20 protein-coding genes are annotated in these 23,245 nt (G+C 41.9%); 14 read left to right on the forward strand and 6 right to left on the reverse strand.

Features of this window, described 5'->3' with window-relative positions; all coding sequences use genetic code 11:
- Window positions 1–62 precede the first annotated feature (62 nt).
- The 4 genes from Q0R88_RS26945 to Q0R88_RS26960 form a co-directional block, all read right to left on the reverse strand.
- The gene (locus tag Q0R88_RS26945) at window positions 63–1,409 is read right to left on the reverse strand and encodes an MFS transporter (protein WP_295721901.1); all 1,347 of its coding nucleotides are present in this window, start codon (window positions 1,407–1,409) and stop codon (window positions 63–65) included.
- Between the two features lie 76 nt (window positions 1,410–1,485).
- A complete protein-coding gene (locus Q0R88_RS26950) occupies window positions 1,486–2,280 on the reverse strand; it encodes a molybdopterin-dependent oxidoreductase (protein ID WP_295721903.1) in 795 nt (264 codons plus the stop codon).
- Window positions 2,261–2,971: a cytochrome b/b6 domain-containing protein gene (locus Q0R88_RS26955; protein WP_295721906.1), complete on the reverse strand. Its 711-nt coding sequence runs from the start codon at window positions 2,969–2,971 to the stop codon at window positions 2,261–2,263. Before Q0R88_RS26955 ends, Q0R88_RS26950 begins: the two co-directional genes overlap by 20 nt.
- A 92-nt stretch (window positions 2,972–3,063) precedes the next feature.
- The gene (locus Q0R88_RS26960; RefSeq protein ID WP_295721909.1) at window positions 3,064–3,861 is read right to left on the reverse strand and encodes a DUF1223 domain-containing protein; all 798 of its coding nucleotides are present in this window, start codon (window positions 3,859–3,861) and stop codon (window positions 3,064–3,066) included.
- 255 nt (window positions 3,862–4,116) lie between these two features.
- Here Q0R88_RS26960 and Q0R88_RS26965 point away from each other — a divergent pair, with 255 nt between their 5' ends.
- From Q0R88_RS26965 to Q0R88_RS26990, 6 genes are all read left to right on the forward strand, one after another.
- The gene (locus Q0R88_RS26965; protein WP_295721911.1) at window positions 4,117–4,689 is read left to right on the forward strand and encodes a sigma-70 family RNA polymerase sigma factor; all 573 of its coding nucleotides are present in this window, start codon (window positions 4,117–4,119) and stop codon (window positions 4,687–4,689) included.
- A gap of 10 nt (window positions 4,690–4,699) precedes the next feature.
- The gene (locus Q0R88_RS26970; RefSeq protein ID WP_295721913.1) at window positions 4,700–4,978 is read left to right on the forward strand and encodes a hypothetical protein; all 279 of its coding nucleotides are present in this window, start codon (window positions 4,700–4,702) and stop codon (window positions 4,976–4,978) included.
- Window positions 4,979–5,061: 83 nt separating this feature from the next.
- Window positions 5,062–5,325, forward strand: a complete 264-nt coding sequence (locus tag Q0R88_RS26975) for a hypothetical protein (RefSeq protein WP_295721915.1) — start codon at window positions 5,062–5,064, stop codon at window positions 5,323–5,325.
- Window positions 5,326–5,401: 76 nt separating this feature from the next.
- Window positions 5,402–5,980: a peroxiredoxin-like family protein gene (locus tag Q0R88_RS26980; protein WP_295721917.1), complete on the forward strand. Its 579-nt coding sequence runs from the start codon at window positions 5,402–5,404 to the stop codon at window positions 5,978–5,980.
- 107 nt (window positions 5,981–6,087) lie between these two features.
- Entirely contained in the window at window positions 6,088–6,597 is a 510-nt protein-coding gene (locus tag Q0R88_RS26985) for a molybdopterin-binding protein (protein ID WP_295721919.1), read from the forward strand.
- A gap of 6 nt (window positions 6,598–6,603) precedes the next feature.
- A complete protein-coding gene (locus Q0R88_RS26990; RefSeq protein WP_295721921.1) occupies window positions 6,604–7,233 on the forward strand; it encodes a DNA-3-methyladenine glycosylase 2 family protein in 630 nt (209 codons plus the stop codon).
- Between the two features lie 279 nt (window positions 7,234–7,512).
- Here the strand turns inward: Q0R88_RS26990 and cphA are convergent, their stop codons facing one another.
- On the reverse strand, window positions 7,513–10,140 hold the full coding sequence (cphA, locus tag Q0R88_RS26995; RefSeq protein ID WP_295721923.1) for a cyanophycin synthetase: 2,628 nt from the start codon (window positions 10,138–10,140) through the stop codon (window positions 7,513–7,515).
- A 270-nt stretch (window positions 10,141–10,410) separates the two neighbouring features.
- Here cphA and Q0R88_RS27000 point away from each other — a divergent pair, with 270 nt between their 5' ends.
- From Q0R88_RS27000 to Q0R88_RS27035, 8 genes are all read left to right on the forward strand, one after another.
- Window positions 10,411–11,331, forward strand: a complete 921-nt coding sequence (locus Q0R88_RS27000; RefSeq protein ID WP_295721925.1) for a cyanophycinase — start codon at window positions 10,411–10,413, stop codon at window positions 11,329–11,331.
- A gap of 153 nt (window positions 11,332–11,484) precedes the next feature.
- Window positions 11,485–12,327: an isoaspartyl peptidase/L-asparaginase gene (locus Q0R88_RS27005; protein ID WP_295721927.1), complete on the forward strand. Its 843-nt coding sequence runs from the start codon at window positions 11,485–11,487 to the stop codon at window positions 12,325–12,327.
- A 144-nt stretch (window positions 12,328–12,471) separates the two neighbouring features.
- On the forward strand, window positions 12,472–13,113 hold the full coding sequence (locus Q0R88_RS27010) for a tetratricopeptide repeat protein (protein WP_295721929.1): 642 nt from the start codon (window positions 12,472–12,474) through the stop codon (window positions 13,111–13,113).
- A 50-nt stretch (window positions 13,114–13,163) separates the two neighbouring features.
- Window positions 13,164–14,333: a DUF4062 domain-containing protein gene (locus tag Q0R88_RS27015; protein ID WP_295721931.1), complete on the forward strand. Its 1,170-nt coding sequence runs from the start codon at window positions 13,164–13,166 to the stop codon at window positions 14,331–14,333.
- Between the two features lie 196 nt (window positions 14,334–14,529).
- A complete protein-coding gene (locus tag Q0R88_RS27020) occupies window positions 14,530–16,674 on the forward strand; it encodes a carboxy terminal-processing peptidase (protein WP_295721933.1) in 2,145 nt (714 codons plus the stop codon).
- Between the two features lie 141 nt (window positions 16,675–16,815).
- Window positions 16,816–17,901: a ligase-associated DNA damage response exonuclease gene (locus tag Q0R88_RS27025; RefSeq protein ID WP_295721935.1), complete on the forward strand. Its 1,086-nt coding sequence runs from the start codon at window positions 16,816–16,818 to the stop codon at window positions 17,899–17,901.
- The gene (locus Q0R88_RS27030; RefSeq protein ID WP_295721937.1) at window positions 17,898–19,523 is read left to right on the forward strand and encodes an ATP-dependent DNA ligase; all 1,626 of its coding nucleotides are present in this window, start codon (window positions 17,898–17,900) and stop codon (window positions 19,521–19,523) included. The genes Q0R88_RS27025 and Q0R88_RS27030 overlap by 4 nt, the downstream gene beginning before the upstream one ends.
- A gap of 61 nt (window positions 19,524–19,584) precedes the next feature.
- Window positions 19,585–20,046: a MaoC family dehydratase gene (locus Q0R88_RS27035; protein WP_295721939.1), complete on the forward strand. Its 462-nt coding sequence runs from the start codon at window positions 19,585–19,587 to the stop codon at window positions 20,044–20,046.
- Between the two features lie 80 nt (window positions 20,047–20,126).
- Here the strand turns inward: Q0R88_RS27035 and Q0R88_RS27040 are convergent, their stop codons facing one another.
- Window positions 20,127–23,072, reverse strand: a complete 2,946-nt coding sequence (locus tag Q0R88_RS27040; protein WP_295721941.1) for an outer membrane beta-barrel protein — start codon at window positions 23,070–23,072, stop codon at window positions 20,127–20,129.
- Between the last annotated feature and the right edge of the window lie 173 nt (window positions 23,073–23,245).

Genomic DNA, 23,245 nt, shown 5'->3' on the forward strand with positions numbered 1-23,245 from the left:
CAAACCACACAGAAAAGCGTGAGCGTTTGATGGGCATAGGAAGATGCAAATTTTCTCTTCTGTTAACTCCTTGCCCTGTGCTCCTTAAACCTGCTAAAAAATACGATAGCCAGGAGGCAAAGCACACAGCCGCAGATGCCGTTAAGGCGCAAACCATAATCATTCCCCGGATCTTTTCCATACACGGTTAAAAACGCGAACAGGGCTATCCCCAGCGTTTGGCCCAATTTTACAAACAAGTATTTTACCGCAAAGAACATTCCTTCGCGGTTCTCACCCGTTCGTTCCGCATCGTCCTGCGCTATTTCGGCAAGTATGGCATTGGGCAATATACCCAGCGAAGCCAGCGGGAACGATGCGCTTAATACCAGCATATAAATTTGCGCCGTTGGCGATAGCGGAAATTTTCCCAGGAAAAATATCGCCACAAAAATCACACTCAACAACCCAAACGAAAAAAGCACAATAGGTTTTTTACCTATTTTTTTCGACAGATAATTTACAAACGGATAAAATACCAGCGAAAACAATACCATTGAACCCATTAATATACCACCCATAGACTCCGGAAGATTCAGCAATACCGTGAGGAAAAACAATAACCCGCTTGATATAATGCTTAATGACATATAGTAGGAGAAATCGGAGATAAGGTAGTATTTAAAATTACGGTTACTGAATGTTTTTTGAATAGCGGCCAGCAAAGGTAAATGCGTAGGCTTGCTGCTTGAATATTTTTTTTCATCAATTGCTAAAACCGGGATCAGCATAATGAGGCCAGCAAAAGCACATAAGCCCCAAATGGTATATTGAACCGCCGAGTCGCGATCTGTTACATGAAAAATGTGCTGCACCAGGTCGGCAAAGTTATTCACCATGGCCGATATAATAATCCCAATAACAAAGCCCACCTGTTGCAGGGATGAAAGCTTCACCTTTTCTGCCGCGGTTTCTGTAAGCTCGGGTAGTAAGGCATTATAAGGTATAATGTAGCTGGTGGCCGCCATAAAAAAGCAAACAAGTGTAAACGTTATCCAGGCGGCGTTGTGGATACTTTCGGCCCTTACCAGGGGGCAAAACGTTAAGGCGCAAAAAACAACGGCTGGCAATATTGTCCATTTCATGAATGGTATTCTACGCCCTTTGGGGTTAGTACTCTTATCGCTCAATGAGGCAATGAATGGATCAAAAACCGCATCAACAAACCTGCCCGAAGCCGCTATGATTGACATGACGTTAAGCACCCCAAATACCAGCAATTGCGGTACCAGCGGAATTAACCCCGAACTTGACGGTGGCAGGTAGAAGTAGGGGAGCATCACAATAATTATATTGGTCATGGTACTCCAGCCTATCATTCCACAGGCGTAAGCGAGCTGTTTTGAAAGAGGAAGTTTAGCAACCGGCATTGGCTGCAATATGCAAATATTAACTCAATAGCGGCAATAAAGTTAAATTATTCAAAACAGCGTTAGCCATAATCATTTATAACCCCGAATAATAATCATAACCCTGCTCGGCCCAGTAATCACGCGGGCGCTTATCGCTAAAGGAGATACTGCCCAAGCGTTTCAGGTTTTTGATGCCATATTTTACAGGAATTATAAGCCGTAAGGGCGCGCCGTGCTTTGGCTGCAAGGGCTTTTCGTTCATCTCATAGGCCAGCATTGTTTGTGGGTGCATGGCGCTGGGCATATCAATACCAACATAGTATTCTTTATCGGGCGTTTCCATACCCACATATTCCAGCCGGGTTTGATCATCCAGTTTAAAATGAGTGATAAAATCGCTGAATTTTACACCTCCCCAATGCGAGATCTGGTCCCAGCCCTCCACGCATTTAAAATCATAAATGATATCTGTTTTGGGCAAGGCCTTAATATCATCCAGGCTAATGTTCAATACCTCGCCAGATTGCTTTTTTACCTGGAGTTTCCATGCCGCTATATCTATCTTTCCCTCCGATCCTACGTCACTGTTATGGCGTACATTTTTGGCAGCCATTTCCTTAGGATACGTTTTTACAAGATGATTATTGCTGAAAAAAGTACGGAAGGCCAGTTCGGTTTTGTTTAACGCCCTGCGTAAAGGTTTGCGGGCCCCTGCGGTTATGCCTGCAGCTTCTTCGGGCGAGTTATACAGCCATTTCCAGCCACCATAAGCCACGCCGGATGCTACAAAAAATGTACCGAACGAAATAAAATTACGCCTCGTGATCTTTTGCTCAACCGTAAGCGGCTTTTTAGGGCCTTTATTTTTTTTACTGAATAGGTTTTTCATCGGTTGGGGTTGGGGTTTCAATAACGGGTTGAGGATCGGGTTCATTTACCACTTCAAATCCGGATATAACTGATCTGAAATTATTCCAGCCGGCAAGTACTACCTGTACTATGTGTATCAAAAAGAAAAACACATAGCCTATAGTGAGCGCGAAATGCAGGATGCGTGCAAAATGATAACCGCCACATATCCATGTTAAATAATAAAACTGAACCGGTTTATAAATGGCAAGGCCGGTTATTAATGAGCCAATGCCCATCACTATAATTGCAGTGTATGCAATGCGCTGGGCGGCGTTATATTTATTTTGAGGCGGCGCCATTTTTCTGATGTGCAGGTCATGCAGCAACACCAGCCACGCCTCTTTAAATGATTTTTTTTGCGGAACAAGCTCCCGCCACTCGCCAGATATTATGGTGTACAGTATATATACCAGCCCATTAATGGCAAAGGCCCACATAAACAAAAAATGAAAGGCCATACCTTCTGCCAGGCGGTGGGGTATGTTAAAGGTTTTATAAAACCACTCCGGGAAAAACATAAAATAGGTATGCCCGAACAGCTTTATTTTATACTCGTCATTAGCCCAGTAAATTAACATTCCACTCCATATCATAATGGTGAGTATCGGGAAGTTTACCCAATGCGTCCACCGCATGGCTAAAGGGTGTTTTTCTTTTATTACTTTCATTTAAAAAGTGGTTTTGGCTTGCAAAAATACCTGTAACCGGTTAAACTTAACCAGGTACAGGCTACATTAATATAAAACAAACAACAACCATATTATTTACTGGTGCCATTACTATCAAATGCTGTTTTGGCCGCGGCCAAAATAGTGCCGTTGTCCGCGTTTTGCACAAAGCCGATTACTTCATAACCCTGGGTGCTAAATCCCTGGGGCAGGGCAATAATGGCGTTACCCTTACCATCGGCATTTATTGGCTGGCTTTGTATATTGCGCACAATTTGTACATGTGATAGTGTTTTGCCACCATTTTCACCGCGCTGCACTTTGGTTTGCGCGGCCTTTTGCACAAGGGCCAACAGCAGGGTAGCATTCTTTTCTGTTCCTTCGCTATGGTATTGTACAGTAACATGGTCCTTATCTCTTTGAGCATTAAGGGTTAGTTTACCCGCAGCATTTGTACGTAAGCCGACTGTAATAGCATTGCGTAAATTACCTTCTTCCGAACCTACGAACTCTTTTTTTCCGTTAACTACAATCTGCGGTGTATAAACCGATTGCAGGTGTAGCCAGCTGGCATATTTGTTTTGTCTCTTTGAATAATCGGCGTTGCTAAAAACATCTTTCCACCCCAGGCGGTTCCAGTAATCAACATGATAGGCAAGTATGTAAACCGGTTTATCGCTATCCTCTTTCTGGATGCGTGCAACCAGTTCATCAGCAGCCGGGCAACTTGAACAACCCTCTGAGGTGAACAACTCTATGACAGCAAAACCGTTACTGACAGTTTTAACTTCACTGTTTTTATTAAGGCTTTTATGATTTATAAAAGCCGATGATACCAAAACTGCAATGGCAAGGCTGGCAGTAAGGGCAAATATTTTAATTGATCTCATATTTTAATAATCTATGTACGTTTTAACGGCTTAGTCGGCTTGCATTAAATAACCTTACAATAAATTTATTTTTTTTTGCGAGGGGACGGCAATTCGGCGGGATAACTGTTTTAATAAATTATAACCAATAGGATATATGTAAATTTAGCATAATTCTATTTGTTTTTTCGCCACAAAAAAATCTGCATTTTATTGTAAGGATTTGCCAATGTTAGCGACTAATGGAATTAAAACACACTATGAACATACCATTCAATGGCTACTGAAAATCAATTATTAGATCCACGGCATTGGGTTAAGGCGCATGCAGATTACCTGTACGGTTACGCGCTGCCACGCTTAAATGATGAAGAACAGGCTAAAGACCTAGTGCAGGAAACATTTTTAGCGGCCCTTGAAAGAAAAGATAAGTTTGAAGGAAAAAGCTCCGAACGTACCTGGCTCACCGCTATCCTTAAAAACAAAATAATTGATGTGTACCGCAAAAAATCATCGGGCCTAAAAATGGCCGACGTTAAAGAGGCCGAAGAAGAGCAGCAGGATTTTTTTGATGCTGATAACGGGCATTGGAACAAAGCTCATTATCCCCAGCCTTTTGGTATTGAAGATCATGACCCATTGACCGGTAAGGAGTTTAACCAGATACTTCAAAAGTGCCTTCAAAAACTGCCGGCTTTATGGATGGCTGTTTTTACAATGAAGCACATTGATGATGCGGCTACAGATATCATCTGCAACGATCTGAAGGTTACACAGGCCAACTTTTGGGTAATTATACACCGGGCCAAATTAAACCTGAGGGCATGTCTTCAAAGGAACTGGATTTAAAGAAATTTATATGAGCCCACTAAAAAACATCATTTACAACTGCAGGCAAGCTACTTTTTTGATAGAGAAAAAACAGCTCCAAAAATTAGGGTTTCGCGAAACTATAGAGTTGAGGATACACCTTGCAGGTTGTTCAATATGTATATTATATAACCAGCAAAGCCGCATTATCCACGAAATGGTAAAGCAGCTTTTTCTCGATTCTATGAAAACATCGGGCACAAGGCTTGATGACGACTTTAAACAGGAATTACAGGAACGCATAGATGCCGAGTTAAATAAAAAATAAAATACTTTGTAAGGCTTATCCAAACCGCCCGACTAAGGTTGAAATGTTAATATAAAACCAACATGAAAACTAAAAATCAAAGTATGAAAACAATTATTTCAGGCGCATTGGCAGCAACCGTACTTGCTGTTTGTTTAACTCTTAACGTACAGGCTAAATCTCTATCTCCTGTTTTATCAAACGGATCAACTACAGCAATGAGCGATACCGGCAAAATGGCTAAAGATAAAATGAAGATGGCCAAAATGGAAAAGAAAAAAATGGCCAAAATGGACAATGATAAGATGAAGATGGATAAGAAGATGGACAAAAAGAAAATGACTAAGGATACTGCAAGTAAAATGTAGGTTGTTTTTGTTTTTTGATCGTTGGAGGGAGGTGATGCTCCCTCTTTTTTTTAATTCCAATTTTTAAACAACTCAAATGAAAAAGTATTTATTTATTATGATGCTGGCTTTTGCCGGCCTGCAGCTTTCGGCGCAAACCGGGCTTAAAAAAGGTGATGATGCTCCGACTTTTAGCGCGATAGATAATTCAGGCAAATCAGTCGACCTGAAAACATTACTAAAAGCCCACAAATCGGTGGCGCTGTTTTTTTACAGGGGCGAGTGGTGCCCTTATTGCAATAAGCATATCCAACAGTTACAGGATTCACTGCAGCTGCTTAGCGCAAAAGGGGCTTACGTAATTGCTGTAACACCCGAAACCAAAGAGAACATTAGCAAAACCATTCAAAAAACCCGCGCATCGTTTTCTATTGTTCAGGATAAAGGATACAGCATCATGAAGGATTATAAAGTTAACTATACTTTGGACGATGCCACAGTTGAAAAATACAAAAGCTTTGGCCTCGATCTTAATAAAAGCAACGGCAATACCGATCATGTACTACCCGTACCAGCAACTTATGTTATTAATCAATCGGGCAAGATCGCTTTCGTGCACTTTAATAAGGATTATACCAGGCGTGCATCTGTAAATGATATCATGCAGGAGCTTTAATAGTATTATACCCCTAAATAATGGCAAGTAATTGCAACAGATCAGGTTCATTTGGGCCTGATTTTTTTGTGCTGTTTTGAAGCGGGCTTGCTATATTTACCATTACTATGAAAAAGCTGTTATTACTTGTTTTGCTGTATAGCACTGCTGCCTTTGCACAGGAAAAATTGAACCCCACTCAAAAGTTCAGCATTACAGGGCAGGTAACAAAAGAGTCGGTGATTACTATTGATTCTATTTTGCAGTATAAAGTACATGACATTGGCGAAATGAACGTCACCAACCACCTTGGTGAGTTTAAACATAAGGACGATCAATTAAAAGGTGTTCTGCTGAAAGATATTTTAAGCCATACCACGTTTAAAACCGCCAGCCCCAAATTGTTGAGCCAGTTTTATTTTGTTTGCCAGGGTGCTGATGGCTACAAAGTAGTTTACTCATGGAACGAATTATTCAATACCGAAGTAGGCAACCATGTTTTTATCCTTACGGAGAAAAATGGAGTCAAAGCTGATAAAATGCCCGAAAGCCTGCAAATGAGTTCGGCTGCTGATTTTAAAACCGGTCGCAGGTATTTGCACAACCTGGATAAAATAATTGTAAAACAGGCCGAATAGGTTACCATGTTTAAACAGTTTAACCACGCCAATTACCACGCCATTTGCGATGAGCTTGCCTTAGCTGATGCCGATTTGGCTGTAATTATCAATACCTATGGCTATCCACCGCTATGGTCAAGGCCAAACACGTTCGAAACCCTGGTGCACATCATCCTGGAGCAACAGGTATCGCTGGCGTCAGCACTATCCGCATTAAATAAACTACGGGAGCGGGTTCAGGAAATAACCCCGGCCAGGGTATTGTTATTAACCGACGAAGAGTTTAAAGCCTGTTATTTCAGTCGACAAAAAACCACCTATACCAAATATTTAGCAGAGGCTATGATCAACGGGCAAATCAACCTCCAAGAACTGGAGCAACTGCCTGATGAAATTGTTCGGGCCAAACTTATTGCCCTCAAAGGCATCGGCAACTGGACGGCCGACGTGTATTTGATGTTTGTATTACAGCATGCCGATATTTTCCCCATCGGTGATCTGGCAGCGGTAAATGCTTTGAAAAGAGTAAAATTGCTACCCAAAGATATTTCAAAACAAGAAATGATTGCGATAACCGAACAATGGGCGCCTTATAAAACTATCGCAAGTATGCTGTTATGGCATTGGTATTTATCGGCACCGAGGAATAGCTAAAATAAACGGAGAAAGACTTACGAAGTTTTAAAAACTTCGTAAGTCTGGGATTCTACGGCTTGTCATGGATAGGTTCTACCTATGACGTATTTACTAAAAACGCTTTTGTCATCCTGAGGAACGAAGGATCTACTCTCCGCTATGCTTCTTTGACCTTTACAGTCTGCGAATAGATCCTTCGTTCCTCAGGATGACAAACTTTTCCAACGTCATTTTCCTTTCAGTGTCTCCCGGATAGTAAAACTCGCAATGACATCACTTATAATACCCTATGGCAGGCTATACGTTAAACAACCCGTTCCGCTCCTGTTCCTGGTAGTTTTGTACCGTTTCAATGGCGTTATCAACTACATCGCTTAAAGCGGTAATGAAAGTACCGGGTTTGGCAAGGCTCATAGCATGCTTTATGGCATCAATTTCTTTTGGCACTACTTCTATAGGCTTATCCGGATTAACTGATTTAATCCCTTCTATAAGCAAGCTCAAAATATTTTCTGCAGTACGCCCGCGCAGGTGTTTTTCCTGGCGAAGGATGATATAATCAAACATTTCGGCAGATATTTTTCCAAGCTCGCGGATATCATCATCGCGCCTGTCGCCGGTACCTGCTATAATACCTATTTTCAATGGCGAATCGATATGCCTTAAAAACTCTCTGATACCATTATATCCGTCAGGGTTGTGGGCAAAATCAATCATGAAACGGAAATCCCTAAACTCAAAAATATTCATGCGACCCGGTGTTTGCGCTGCCGATGGAATAAAGGTTTCCAATGAGGTTTTAATATCTTCCGTTTTGAAGCCCCATAAAAACGTAGCTAAAGTTGCCGCCAGCACATTTTCAATCATAAAAGGAACGGTACCACCAAAGGTTAGCGGGATAAGAATAGTACGTTGTACCCTTATCTTCCAGTCGCCTTTTTGTATAGTGATAAACCCGTTTTCGCATATTGCAGCGATACCGCCCTTACGGCAATGCGATTTAATGATCGGGTTATTCTCGTTCCTGCTAAAATAAGCGATGTTACAATCTGCCTTATTGCCTATGCGTACACAATATTCGTTATCAGCATTTAAAACGCCCCAGCCATCTTTTTTAACAGAGTTGAGCACTACACTTTTTACCCTTGCCAAATCATCAAGCGTATGGATATCAGAAAGGCCCAGGTGATCTTCCTGAATATTGGTTACTACACCAATATCGCAAAAGCCAAAGCCCAAGCCCGAGCGCAGGATGCCGCCGCGGGCGGTTTCCAATACTGCAAAATCAACAGTAGGGTCTTTCAAAATAAACTCAGAGCTTACAGGGCCAGTAGTATCACCCTTTAACATCATGGTATTTTGCACATAAATACCATCAGAGGTAGTAAAGCCCACCCTATGCCCATTATTTTTAACAATGTGCGCAATTAAACGGGTAGTGGTGGTTTTACCATTGGTGCCAGTAACAGCAATAATGGGAATCCTTGCCGATTTCCCGGTTGGATAAAGCATATCAAGCACATGCCCGGCAACGTTACGTGGTAAGCCCTCGCTGGGTGCAATATGCATCCTGAAGCCAGGCGCTGCGTTAACCTCCAATACTACGCCTCCATTTTCGGTAAGGGGCTCATGAAGATTTTCGGCCATGATATCAATACCGCAGATATCCAGGCCAATTATTTTCGAGATCCTTTCGCAAATAAAAATATTCTGCGGGTGTACATGGTCGGTAACATCAACAGACGTGCCGCCGGTGCTCAGGTTGGCGGTTGATTTTACAAATACTTTTTCGCCATTAGCAGGTATGGTATCCAGGGTATAACCCTTCTTTTCCAGCAGGTCAATCGTATCCCGGTCAATACCAATCAGCGTAAGCACATTTTCATGCCCATAACCGCGGCGTGGGTCGGTATTTTCCTTGTCAATAAGTTGCTGTATGGTTAATATTCCATCACCTTTAACATGGGCCGGATCGCGCAGGGCGGCGGCTACCATTTTATTATCAATTACCAGTACCCTAAAATCATAGCCGGTAACAAAACGCTCAACAATAACTTTATGTGATATTTTGGCAGCATGCTCATAAGCATCCATCGCCTCGGCTTCGGTTCGGATATTGATAGAAATACCCCTCCCATGATTACCATTCAGCGGTTTAAATACCAACGGGAAACCCACCTTGCGGATTGCCTCGGCCACTCCCTCTGCCGATGAAATGGTAATGCCTTTGGCAACAGGAATGGCCTGCTCCTGCAGCATGCGTTTGGTTTCATCTTTATTACTGGCAATATCAACCGCAATACTGCTGGTTTTCTCGGTCATGGTAGCGCGAAAACGCACCTGGTTTTTACCATAACCTAACTGCACCAGGGATTGATTGTTAAGTCTGATCCAGGGAATATCCCTTGCTATCGCTTCTTCAACAATTGATCCTGTACTTGGCCCTAAACGGGTATGTTCGCGAATCTCGCGCATTTCCTGAATATCAGAGTCAAGATCATACTCCTCGCCCTTGATCAAAGCCTGGGCAATGCGCACTGCCGATTCAGCTGCAAATACCCCTACTTTTTCTTCAAGATAGGCAAATACTACATTATATACCCCTTTGGTTTTAGTTTCGCGGGTACGGCCAAAGCCGGTATCCATGCCTGCCAGGGTTTGTATTTCAAGTGCAATATGCTCTATAACGTGGCCCATCCAGGTACCAGCAATAACCCGCTGAAAAAAACCTCCCGGTACACCCGGCGAACAGCGGTGAGTATATAATGATGGCAGTAAGCTTTCCAGGCGTTCATAAAAACCGTCAATTTCGTTAGATGGCTTGTGCTCCATCTCCTGCAGGTCAAGCCGCATTTGTATTAATTTTTTGCGGCGGATGCTCCAGATGTTCGGTCCGCGCAGTACTTGTATATTCTCGATCTTCATACGTATGTTACGAAATTTTTAAACGGCTTTTTTTCTTTAAAACTATAAAACTTAATAGGGTATTTAAAATTTTTAAAGGTAAAAAGGCATTATTTGTTTATAACAGACTGTGTTTTTGATGCATTTTATCGTAATTTGTATTGTAAAATCAGTTGATTAGTTGAATTAAGGTGATTTAGTGCATGTTTATCTGATAAATAATTAGAAATTTTAGGTAGCTCAATCAACTTTGTCAACCCAATCAGCTTTAACAACCAAATTAAAAAAAGCATGATTGTCCCGAAAGGAAAACTAATAATTATAGGTGGCGCGGTTGATATGGGGAGTAACGTAACCATACAGGAACACATTTTACAGCCAGATTATATTAAATTTTTTGAACAGGGCATTTTACGGCGGATTATTACTGAGTCTGCTAAGCACGAAGGTTCGTTGGTTGAAGTTATTACTACTGCCTCCCAAATTCCGGAGCTGGTGGGCGATGAGTACATAAAGGCATTTGGGCAGCTAAATGTTACCAATGTTAATGTACTACACATAAAAAGCCGTGAAGATGCGGCAAATAAAAATTACCTTGAGCGCATCCGTAAGGCAGACGTAGTGATGTTTAGTGGCGGCGATCAGCTTAGGCTAACCGCTATTTTTGGTGGTACCGAATTTTTACAGATCCTGAAACAACGTTTCAGGAATGAAAACTTTGTAATAGCGGGCACATCGGCAGGGGCGGCAGCAGCCTCAACCCACATGATCTATCGCGGCCAAAGTAACGAAGCCCTCATTAAAGGCGAAGTACAGATTACCGCCGGGCTTGGCTTTATTGATTCTGTTATAGTTGATACCCATTTTGTACAGCGTGGCCGCATTGGCCGGCTCATGTATGCCGTAGCAACCAACCCGGGCATCCTGGGTATTGGCCTGGGCGAAGATGCGGGCTTATTGATTACAGAAGGTAATATGATGGAGGCTATAGGATCAGGCCTTATTATTTTGGTTGATGGCAGAAGCATTGTTGCCACCAATATCTATGACGTGGAATTAGGCTCGCCGGTATCCATCGAAAATTTAAAGGTGCATGTCATGTCTATTTATGATAAATATGATCTTACACAACATCGTTTACTCATAAAAAAAGCGGTTAAGGTTGAAGACGGAGTTTTTATTCAGGCCCCCGATAGCGACCTTTTACAATAAATAACCTACTCCTCAGTTATAAAAAATGTTATCCTGAACTTGTTTCAGGATCTCACACGCTTGGTATAACCTTTAAGTTTACTTGTCCTGTGGGATGCTGAAATAAATTCGGCATGGCGAACTATATTTTTGAATCAATTTAAACAGTTCAAAATGAAGATCATTATTCATGGCGGTTTTTTCAGCGAATCGCAAACCAATCACGAGATAAAACAGGCCAAGCAACAAGCTTTAAAAGATATTGTGCAAGCCGGATACAGATACCTGCAAAACCATACCGCCCTGCAAACGGCGGTTTATACAGTTTGCCTCCTGGAGGATTGCGAATTATTTAATGCGGGTACGGGCTCACAAATACAAAGTGATGGTAAAATAAGGCTCAGCGCATCATTGATGGATGGCAAAACTCAAAAATTTTCTGGCGTGATCAATATTGAAGATGTAAAAAACCCTATTTGCATCGCCGATAAACTCATGGCCTATGATGATCGTGTTTTAAGCGGCAAAGGCGCAAAAGAGTTTGCTACCAATAATGGGGTTGCCTATTACAACCCCGAAACACCTCAGCGCCGCCATGAGTACGAAAAAAAATTAAGTGACTCCATCAGGCTGGGAACAGTGGGCTGCGTGGCGCTTGATGTTTACGGCAACCTGGCCGCGGCCACATCAACAGGAGGCAAGGGTTTTGAAATTCCGGGCCGGGTGAGTGATTCGGCAACTACAGCGGGTAATTATGCAAATACTTACGCCGGAATTTCATGTACCGGTGTTGGCGAGGATATTGTAAGCGGATCTGTAGCCTCAAAAATTGTTACCAGAATTACCGATGGCATGGCCATATCTGCAGCTACTGAGAAAACTTTGAATGAGTTGAAACCGTTTGATGGCTTTGCCGGGGTAATAGGAATATCAGCGGACGGTAAAATTTATCATGCCGATACACACCCATACATGGTGTGGGCACTGCATGATGGGGACGTGGAGGTTTTTGAATAACAACATTATAGGCTTTTCTTGCGTTAAATGCAGGATAAACAAAATATCGCAACTATTTTACCCGGTTATAAGTATTGATTAGCTGGGTATTATGATTATATTTGTTTACTGATTAATTTATTAAACTCAGACAAGAAAAGTTAAATGAGATATTTTTTCCTTATTATCTTATGCTCAGTTAGCGTATCGGCGTCTGCGCAATGGTGGCAAAAACCCATAAATTCTATAAATAACGTATTTAAAAAGCACGAACGTTTTCCGCCGCTTGCCGGGTTAAAGGATAATTCTGTAAGCAAGTTGCCTACAGCTAAAATTGCCAAACTTAAAATTACTTCAAACATTCTTGAGCGTGCTCCTTATATGCTTTACATGCAAGAAATGTCGGTAATGAAAACGGCGCAGCATAATATGCGTTTTCGCGTTTACAATGCCGCCAGCTATAACTTTAGTGATCTGGCGCAGATGTATTTAAAGCAAAATCGCCTGTCAGAAGCAAAATGGTATTTATTGCAAAGCCTCCAGATATCGCGCCAGCAAAACGACGACAGGCATACCATCACTAATTTAATAGGGCTGGCTACCGTAAAGGCCGGTTATGGCGATTATACACAGGCGATGCAGGATCTTGATGAAGCCCGCGCCCTGGCTACTTCACATGGCCTTACTATGGATGTAACAGCCATAAACAAACAAGCACGCTACCTGCAGGATAATAAATCGAACCCTAAAGCCGAGATCCGCTACGCTGAAACTGACGATACCGATCAAAAAAAGGTAATTAAATAACAGTTATCCTCACTTAAATAGCTGTTACCTTATTAAATATAACCTATTCCATGAGTCAATTAAAAATTTTCGTTAGTTCCACATGTTATGATTTATCACAAATCAGGTCAGATTTATTTGATTTCCTATCTAGTACAGACTATCATCCAATCTTGTCGGAATATGGTACTTTCCCGATCGATCCTGATAATGACACAATAGAAAATTGCATTCAGAATGTAGATACGGCCGATATTTTCATTTTAATTGTTGGAAATCGATACGGTTATATAACTGACACGGGAAAATCTATAACTAATACAGAATTTTTGTATGCAAAACGTAGGGGAATTCCTATTTACATTTTTATCTACAAACCATTAATTAATATTCTTCCTTTTTGGAAAAAAAATATTGACGCAGACTTTTCAGACACCGTGGATTCCGTTAAAGTCATCGAGTTTGTAAATGAGTTAAGAAATAGCAATAAAAGCTGGTGTTTTGAATTTGAAAAAGCTCAAGAGATTATTGCAATTTTAAAAGTCCAATTATCTCATTTATTCCAAAGTGCCCTAGACCTAAGGAAAAAAATTAAGGTATCCTCACAACCTGAATATTGGAAGAATTTATCTGCTAATGCAATTAATTTGGCATTGAATAAAGAAGGCTATTATGAGATATTATTTTTCGTTCAAGTCCTTAAAGATGAACTAATAAAATTCGAGAGCTTAAAGTTTGATTTAGATTATCATATTTTATTAGGCTCAAAAGAAAACATTCAACATCCGGAAGATTTGTTAAAATGGATTGGCGAAAAATTAGCATCTTTAGAACACTTCGCTCAGTCGGGGATGAATTTGATGAATACAGCTTACCCTTTTTATTATGCTGAGCCAGGCCATCCATCTGACCTTAAAGGCTTGTATTACGTAGCTTCTTCATTAGCCAGATTGTTTAAAGAAATGATATTGTGGTCAATAGATATAAAGTCAACTTATATGGATAAAGACTTTCTATTTTTAAGGGATACTTTTGCAAAATGTGTAGTAAAATCTGCAATGGAAATTTGGGAATATCCTGATAGAACCAGAGAAAGTATAACCGATGCCTTAGAAAAATATATTGAGGGCGAGATTACTACAGTGCACGCTACCCTAACATTTGACATGGATGATGGCCTCTCTGATATTGTAAATAGTGAGATGAAACGATTGGTAGATAAGTATGCATCACAATTTTAACCAATTTTAGTTTTTTTTATGTAACAATAGCGTAAAATGCAGATGCATGTATACTACAAGCAAAACATTATCGTATAATTGTTATTGTTATTAGGAGACAGCGTTTTGACTGTCTCTTTTTTTTACATTAGCAATTATAAATTAGGCACAGATATTGATGTTTTACACAACCCCCGATTTAATTACAGTAAAAGATATGTTTAAGAAAGTATATTTATTTTTAATGCTTGCTACAGCACTTGCATGTAAAGCATCCCCCTCTAAGCCAATTAAAGTAAGTACAGCAGATCTGGTGCCCGATGAGCAGCAGGTCATAGTTTGCAAAAAAATTGCTGAGCTTATTACCAATTACAATTATAAAAAGGTTGAACTGAATGATTCTATATCAACAGTGATTTACAACCGATATATAAAATCTCTGGATGAGAACCACAGCTATTTTTTAGCATCAGATATCAAGGACTTTGAAAAGTATAAAACCGTGCTTGATGATGACATTAAAGCAGGTAACCTGAATGATGCTTTTTACATATTTAATGTTTTTCAAAAAAGATACATTGAGCATGTAAACTACTCACTGGCCCGTTTAAACAAAAGCTTTGATTTTGATAAAAAAGAAACCTTTGTTTACGATCGCGATAAACTGCCATGGCCTGCTTCGCAAACCGAAATGGATGACATGTGGGGACAACGGGTAAAATATGACCTGTTGAATTTAAAAATAGCCAACCCAGATATGGCTAAAAATAAAGAAACATTAAAAAAACGCTACACGAATTTATTGTCGCAAGCCGGCAAACTTTCAAACCAGGACGTTTTTCAATATTTCATGGATGCCTTTACCGAGACAATAGATCCGCATACCAATTACTTTAACCCATCAAACGCGGCTAATTTCAATATTGAAATGTCACGTCAGCTGGAAGGGATCGGCGCATCGCTGTTGGTTGAAAATGAATATGTAACCATAAAATCTGTAGTACCAGGCGGCCCTGCCGATAAAAGCAAACAAATTTCTATTGACGACCGCATTGTTGGCGTTGCCCAGGGCAAAATCGGCGAATTTCAGAATGTTGTTGGCTGGAGAGTGGAAAACGCCATTGCCTTAATCCGTGGTACAAAAGGTACCGTTGTAAGACTGGAGATCTTACCTGCCGGAACAAGCGCCGGTGGTAAGCCAAAAGTGGTGGAGATGATACGCGAAAAGATCATTTTAAAAGATCAATCTGCAAAAAAGGAAATTCGTACCTACAACAACAATGGTAAAGCGGTAAAAATTGGTGTAATTTCTATCCCGGCTTTTTATATCGACTACAATGATTACAAAGCAGGTAACCCCAACTATAAGAGCACTACTCATGACGTAAAACTGTTATTGGATTCCCTTAAACAGGAAAACGTTGACGGTGTGGTGATTGATTTGCGCGAGAATGGCGGCGGTTCATTAATGGAAGCCATTGAACTTACCGGCTTATTTATAAAAAGCGGCCCGGTAGTACAGGTACGTGATACTAAAGACCAGGTTGATGTGGAGAAAGATGATGATCCATCAATCACATACGCAGGTCCCTTAGGTATATTGGTTGATCGTTTCAGCGCTTCCGCATCCGAAATTTTTTCGGGAGCGATACAGGATTATGGTCGCGGTATCATATTAGGTACGCAAACCTATGGTAAAGGATCTGTTCAAAACGCAATTGATCTGGATAGGATATTAGGTTCACCAATTAAGGATAAAATTAACCAGCTGGCAAACAGAGTATCTCCGGGTGCTAAAACAAGAGTATCAACCGGCAGCCAGAGCACTTATGGTCAGCTTAATTTAACTATAGCTAAGTTTTATCGCATTAGCGGCAACTCAACCCAGCACAAAGGTGTAACGCCGGATATCCAGTTCCCGTCATTAATTCCGTTGGATAAATATGGCGAGGATACAGAGCCATCGGCTATGCCTTTTGATGTTATTCAGAAAAGTGATTTCACCAAAGCCGGTGATTTTACCTCTGTGTTGCCTCAGTTAACAAAACTGCATGATCAGCGTATGGCTACCAGCGAAAGTTATAAATACATGCTGGAAGATATTGCCGATTTTAAAAAGCACGAAACAGAAAACAGCGTAACTTTAAACGAAGGCGAATTGAAAAAACAACGCGACGCTGATGAGCAAAAAGCTTTAGAGCGCAATAACCTGCGCCGTGTTGCCTTAGGTTTACCAGCCCTTAAAAAAGGTGATAAAAAACCTAAAGATGAAGACCTGGATTTTGTAAAACGTGAAGCAGGCCAGATCATGACTGACTATATAAGCTTAGGATCAAAGTTTACAAGTATCTCAACGCAATAACACCCAGCCCCCTAAAGGGGAGTTTAAAAATATATTTTGAGCCGCCTGTTTTACAGGCGGCTTTTTTATTGGTGAATACTGCCGGTTAAGCATAAGCACAGCCTAAAACTTATTTGTACCCAAACGGTTTAAATATATACTATGGCAAAAAAACCACTGCTTGAGTTTACCGACCGGGGAATTTACTGTCCACAGGGTATGTTTTACATCGACCCATGGAAACCGGTTGATGATGCTGTGATTACTCACGCACATGCCGATCATGCCTACGTGGGGCATAAACGCTACCTGGCCCATCATTTATCAAGAGAGGTGCTGCGCTACCGTTTAGGTGAAATCACACTGCAAACCGTAGAATATGGCGAAACAGTGATGAAGAATGGAGTTGCCATATCTCTGTATCCTGCCGGCCATGTTATTGGCTCGGCACAAATCAGGGTGGAATACAAAGGAGAGGTTTGGGTAGTATCCGGCGATTACAAAGTGGAGAACGACGGCATCTCCACACCATTTGAGCCGGTACAATGCCATCACTTTATATCTGAGTGTACCTTCGGGATGCCGGTTTACACCTGGAAACCGCAGGTGCAGATCTTTGAGGAAATTAACAACTGGTGGCGCGGTAATATTCATAATGGTATAGCAACAGTTTTGGTTGGATACTCCCTCGGTAAGGCCCAGCGCATATTACAAAATTTGGACTTGCTTAACGGCAAAGTATATACCCATAGCGTGATAGAAAACACTAACGAAGCGCTGCGCCGTAATGGGCTGATATTAAACCCAACAGAAAGGATAACCCAGGAATCAGTAAAAGAAGAAGTGCGTAAGGGCTTGATCATAGCGCCGCCATCATCAGTTGGCTCACCCTGGATGCGTAAGTTTCAGCCCTATAGCTTTGGTTATTGCTCTGGCTGGATGTCTATCCGCGGAGCCAAACGCCGCCGGGCAGCAGACCGAGGATTTGCACTATCAGACCACGCCGACTGGACCGGCCTCATCAGCGCCATTGATGCCACCGGCTGCGAAAGTGTGTACCTTACCCACGGATATACGGCCACTTTTACACGTTACTTAAGCGGGATAGGATTTGATGCCCATGAAGTATATACTCTATATGGCGGCGAAGAGGAGGAAGCCTCCCCACAACCAGCTTCTTTAGAAACGACACCTGAAAATCAGACCGAAGAAGATTCCGCAGAGGTTTCCGGGAGGGTGGAGTTATGAAAACCTTTGCCCAGCTCTTTCTCTCTTTAGATGAAACCAACAAAACCAACGAAAAGGTGAGGGTTTTAAAAGACTATTTTATAGCTGTGCCGGATACGGATAAAATGCACATGCTTGCCTTGTTTACCGGCCGCAAACCTAAACGGCAAATCAACTCTACATTAGTGCGTAACTGGGCTGTGGAAGTATCAAACATACCCGCGTGGCTGTTTGAGGAAAGCTATCATGTAGTAGGCGACCTGGCCGAAACCATGACGCTCTTAATGCCTCAAAGCGACATAGGAAGCAGCAAAAGCCTAACCGAATGGATTGCCGAGATAAATGCCCTTGCTGATAAAACCGAGGAGCAGAAAAAACTATGGCTCCTGGATTCATGGGCCATGCTGGATAGCCAGGAGCGTTTCGTATTTAACAAACTGCTTACCGGAAGCTTCCGGGTTGGGGTATCCCAAAACCTGGTGATTAAAGCATTGGCCGATATCTCGGGCTTAGAGGCAGCGGTACTTACCCACCGCATTATGGGCAACTGGGTTCCCGAAACCTACCAGTATGCACAGCTGATGGAGGAGCAGGACGCTGCAGAAAATATATCAAGACCCTATCCATTCTTCCTGGCTTACCCTATACAGGAAACCTCCGAAAAGCAAAAAGCGCCACAAGAGATTGGCACGGCGCTTGGTAATGCAGCCGACTGGCAGGCTGAGTGGAAATGGGATGGGATTCGCGCGCAAATGATAAAACGAGGCGGCGAGATCTTTATCTGGAGCCGTGGAGAAGACCTTGTTACCGAGAAATTTCCCGAGCTGCACCCTTTCTTAAATGCACTGCCAGATGGTACTGTGATTGATGGCGAGATCCTGAGTTTTCGAAATGGCTCGCCTATGCCTTTCAATGTATTGCAAACCCGTATCGGCAGAAAAAACCTGAGTAAAAAAATACTGGAAGAAAGTCCGGTTGCTGTAATTGCTTATGATTGCCTGGAATTTAGCGGTGACGATATAAGACCAAAGCAACAAAGCGAAAGGCGGGTTATTTTAGAGGGACTTCAGGCTGCAACTTTGTATCCCGAAGTATTCCACATTTCGTCCCTGATACAGTTTGATAGCTGGGAGCATTTGGGCCAGGCCAGGGAGCAATCACGTGCCATGATAGCCGAGGGGGTTATGATAAAGCGCAAAAGCGCGGCATACCAGGTTGGCCGCAGGCGGGGGGACTGGTGGAAATGGAAAATTGATCCCCTTACGGTTGATGCCGTGATGATCTATGCACAAAAAGGGCACGGCAGGCGGGCGGATTTGTATACCGACTATACCTTTGCTGTTTGGGATGGCGATAAACTGGTTCCCTTTGCAAAGGCCTATTCAGGCTTAACAGATGCAGAGATCAATAAGGTTGATTATTTCATTAAGCGCAATACCATCGATAAGTTTGGCCCTGTACGAACGGTAAAACCAGAGTTGGTTTTTGAAATAGGGTTTGAGGGAATCAATAAGTCCACAAGGCATAAATCGGGCATCGCCCTGCGTTTCCCCCGCATTTTGCGCTGGCGGCATGATAAGCCTAAAGAAGAGGCAGATACGCTGGAAACACTAAAGGCATTATTGGGCGACAGTACAGAATAAAAATTCAGATTACGGAAATTTTGTAATTACTTTGCCTGTAGAAAGCAATAAACGGATATAAATGATAGTAATTAATAACTTCAATGAGTTTGAAGCTCAGATAGGTAAGGAACTGGGTGTTTCGTCATGGCACCAAATTACGCAGGAGCAGATCAATAAATTTGCCGATGCAACATTAGATCACCAATGGATTCACACAGATCCGGAGAAGGCCAAAACCGACAGCCCATTCAAAACAACTATAGCCCACGGTTTTCTTACCTTATCCCTTATTCCATATTTATGGAAAGAGATAGTAGAGATCAGAAACCTTAAAATGGAGATCAATTACGGCATCGAGAGCCTTCGCTTTGCTCAACCCGCATTAGTTGATAGTGAGGTACGATTAAAAGTTAAACTGGCTGGCCTGCTTAACCTGCGCGGCGTAATTAAAGCCACAATGGCTATCGAACTCGAAATAAAAGATCAAAAGAAACCAGCCTTCACCGGCGAAGTAGTTTTCCTGTATCACTTTATTTCGTAATCAACAAAAATAAAAGCCCAAAAGGCAGAATACAAAAGCAAAAGCCCCCCGTTTATAATAAACGAGGGGCTTTTCCATTCTTATTGTGGTCCGCCCGGGCCACCACCACCTGGACCGCCGCCGCCCGGGCCACCACCGCCGGGGCCGCCACGTTCGCCACGCGGTCTTTCACCCCGAATATCTTGTGTTGGTGCCTTGCCGGCAAATTTTTGCAGGCGCAGGGTAAAGGTTAGCAGGTAATAACGGGCAAGCCTGTTAACACTTGATTGTGTAATTGAGCTGGCAGTTGTTGTTGATGAATAGCCTGTATTTTGATTAAATAAATCGAACCCGGAAAGACGGACAGTCGCTACTTTGTTTTTCAGGAAACGACGCTCCACATACAGGTTTAAAATATTAGGATTAGTTATCTTAATGGTAGATGCATAGCCGTAGTTAGTTGCCTTGGTATAATCATAGCTAAATACCCAATCGCCAAAATAGTTTTTACCGTTAAGGCCGATATTCCAGGTTCTGATATTCGAGATACCATCGTTAAAATCATTTTTTACAGAGTTAGTAGTTCTGTTTACAGCGTAATTGGTCAAAATTTGTGCATCAATTATATTAGGCAGATCGACCCTGAAACGTACCTCGGGAGTAAGGACCAGGTTTTTAGCCAGGTTTTTTTGTTGTGCTGCTGCAATTTCTTCCGGGGTGGCCAAAAGCGGATCCGTGATAACGCTGTGGCTTAAATCTGTTAAATACCCCACATTATTATTGTATTGTGCGGTACCATTAAAAGTGAGTGAATATTTGCGCTCGGCCCATGGTTTAGAATAGGTTAAACGGCCGGTTAAATTATAAAAACCATCGGCGTTTAAATATTGTGTAAAGATTCTGTTTGATGTAGCGGAAGTAATAGTATTGGTTACTACCTGGTTCTGGATTTTCTGGAAAGTAAAATTCGCGAAGAATACATTACCGGTTGCAAAACTAAAGTTGTTATACCTGATGGATACATTGTTTGTAAACGCTGGTTTCAGTTCAGGATTACCTTCAACCGGATATGTAGCGTTTGAATAATCTATTACGGGCTGCAATTGGTTAAAGCTTGGCGCGGCGTTTGAGCCGTTATAATTAATGCTGAATGTTTTGCTTCGCGAGAAATTGTAAATAAAGCGGGCAGTAGGAATTATATTAAAAGTTGATTTATGAGTTGGATCTGCTTTTGGCGATTCGCCGTCTAAAACAGAAGGCTGTACACCCAAACCCAACGTGTAATTATATTTACTTTCGATAAAACGATAGTTTAAACCAACCTTGTTTGTTGTAAAGGTATAGTCGAACCTATTGCTTAACAGATCGTATTGGTTGATGGTACCGGCATTGCTCAAAGTATCTGTTTCTTTATTATTGGTTGTAACCGAATGGTTAAAAGCATAATTAAGCTCCAGGTATGATCTTTTACCCAACGGCTCCAGGTACGATAAGTTTACACCATAGCTGTTGGTACGGCTGTAGGTATTAATTGTTTGGTTATCCGGAACCCGTGGTTCATCCGCAGTGTAAACCGTATAATTATAAATAGGGTTTTGATATGACCAGCTTGGAGCCGAACTTGCTGACGCGAAAATACTCAGGTTGCGGCGATGTTTAAATTTATGGTTAAACAATGCCGTAATACCATAGTTTGGGGCCTGCGAATCGCCATTGGTAGTGGAAGTATATGCAGATGTTACGCCCGACTGACGGCTAAGGCTTACCGCATCAGATTCATTAGTATTTGTTCCTCCGTAAGAGAATGTGGGTGTTACCTTTAAGTAATTTACCGTATCCGGCTTATACTCCATGTTCCAGTTAAAACGGTGGTTGATGTTTTCATCTTTTTCAAGGCTGTTTTGATGCTGCTGACTTGGATTTGCCGATGATGTATTTTGCTGCAGAATATTGTTGATGGTTGTTGTAGTGTTATCTGCAAAGCTGTAGCTTCCATACACGCCAAGCTTTTTACCCCATTGATCACGGAAATTTACACCGATTGATTTGGCATCAGTGATTCCGTTTTGAGCTGTGATCAGGCTGCCACCGCCGCCACCACCACGGCCTGCGTTACCACGACCGCCGCCGCCGCCAAAGCCACCACCACCGCCGCCACCAACAGTACCGAAAGAAAATGTATTAACATTGGTATTATTTAAACTTCCCTGAACGGCGATTTGCTGATCGCCATGAAAATTAAAAATGTTTAATGATCCTATATAACGGTTTTTATTAGCCACCCCGTCAGATTGAGGCAAGGCATCCCGACCTTCGCCTACTGTACCCTGTGCGGTATAACCATAGTTTTTATCTTTCCTGATAGTAATATTCATCACCTTGGTAGGGTCCCCGGTTTTAATGCCGGTTAAGTTTGCCTGGTCGCCATAATCATCAATCATCTGAATATTTTCGATGATATCGGCAGGTAGGTTTTTAGTAGCGCTTTGCACATCGCCCCCCATGTAATCTTTACCGTTTATACGCACTTTGGTAACCTGTTTGCCCTGGGTTGTAATATTACCGTTTACATCCACATCAACACCAGGAAGCTTTTTTATCAGATCTTCTGTTGGGGCGTTTGCGCGTACCTTATAAGCTGCAGCATTGTAAACTACGGTATCCTCCTTAAGGGTAATGGGGTTAGCGGCACCAATTATATTAACCTGGTTAAGCACATTTGTTTCGGCCTTTAAAAGGATCACCCCCAAATCAACCGGTTTGCTGTTATCATCAAGGGCAAAATGTTTTTTAACACCAGTAAAGCCAATTGATGATATGGTGAGCGTAATTTTACTGCCTTTAACCCCTGGAAATGAAAACTTACCATTAGCATCGGCAATAGTAAGCGTGCTGTCGCCCGTATTACTTACCAGCTTAATACTGCTACCGGGTAGCGATAGTTTTGTTGTATCGGCAATAATTCCGCTTACATCGCGGGTAGTTTGCGCATGTGCGCCAAGGGTGCTTAACAGAATAATGCTTAAAAAGAGAAAAAGGGGTTTCATGATGTATGTTTAGCTTACAAGTGTTTTCATTTGTGTTTATAGACACAAATAAGATGCAAATGTTCAACTTATATAGCGCTAATTGTTCAACAAACATACAATTGTTACATATTACGCAGCTAAAGGCCTATCAATCATATTATTGTTACATATATTAAACTAAAAAAGCCGGG

Origin of the sequence: Mucilaginibacter sp. (genome assembly GCF_025362475.1) — a bacterium.
In the GTDB taxonomy this organism is placed as follows: domain Bacteria; phylum Bacteroidota; class Bacteroidia; order Sphingobacteriales; family Sphingobacteriaceae; genus Mucilaginibacter.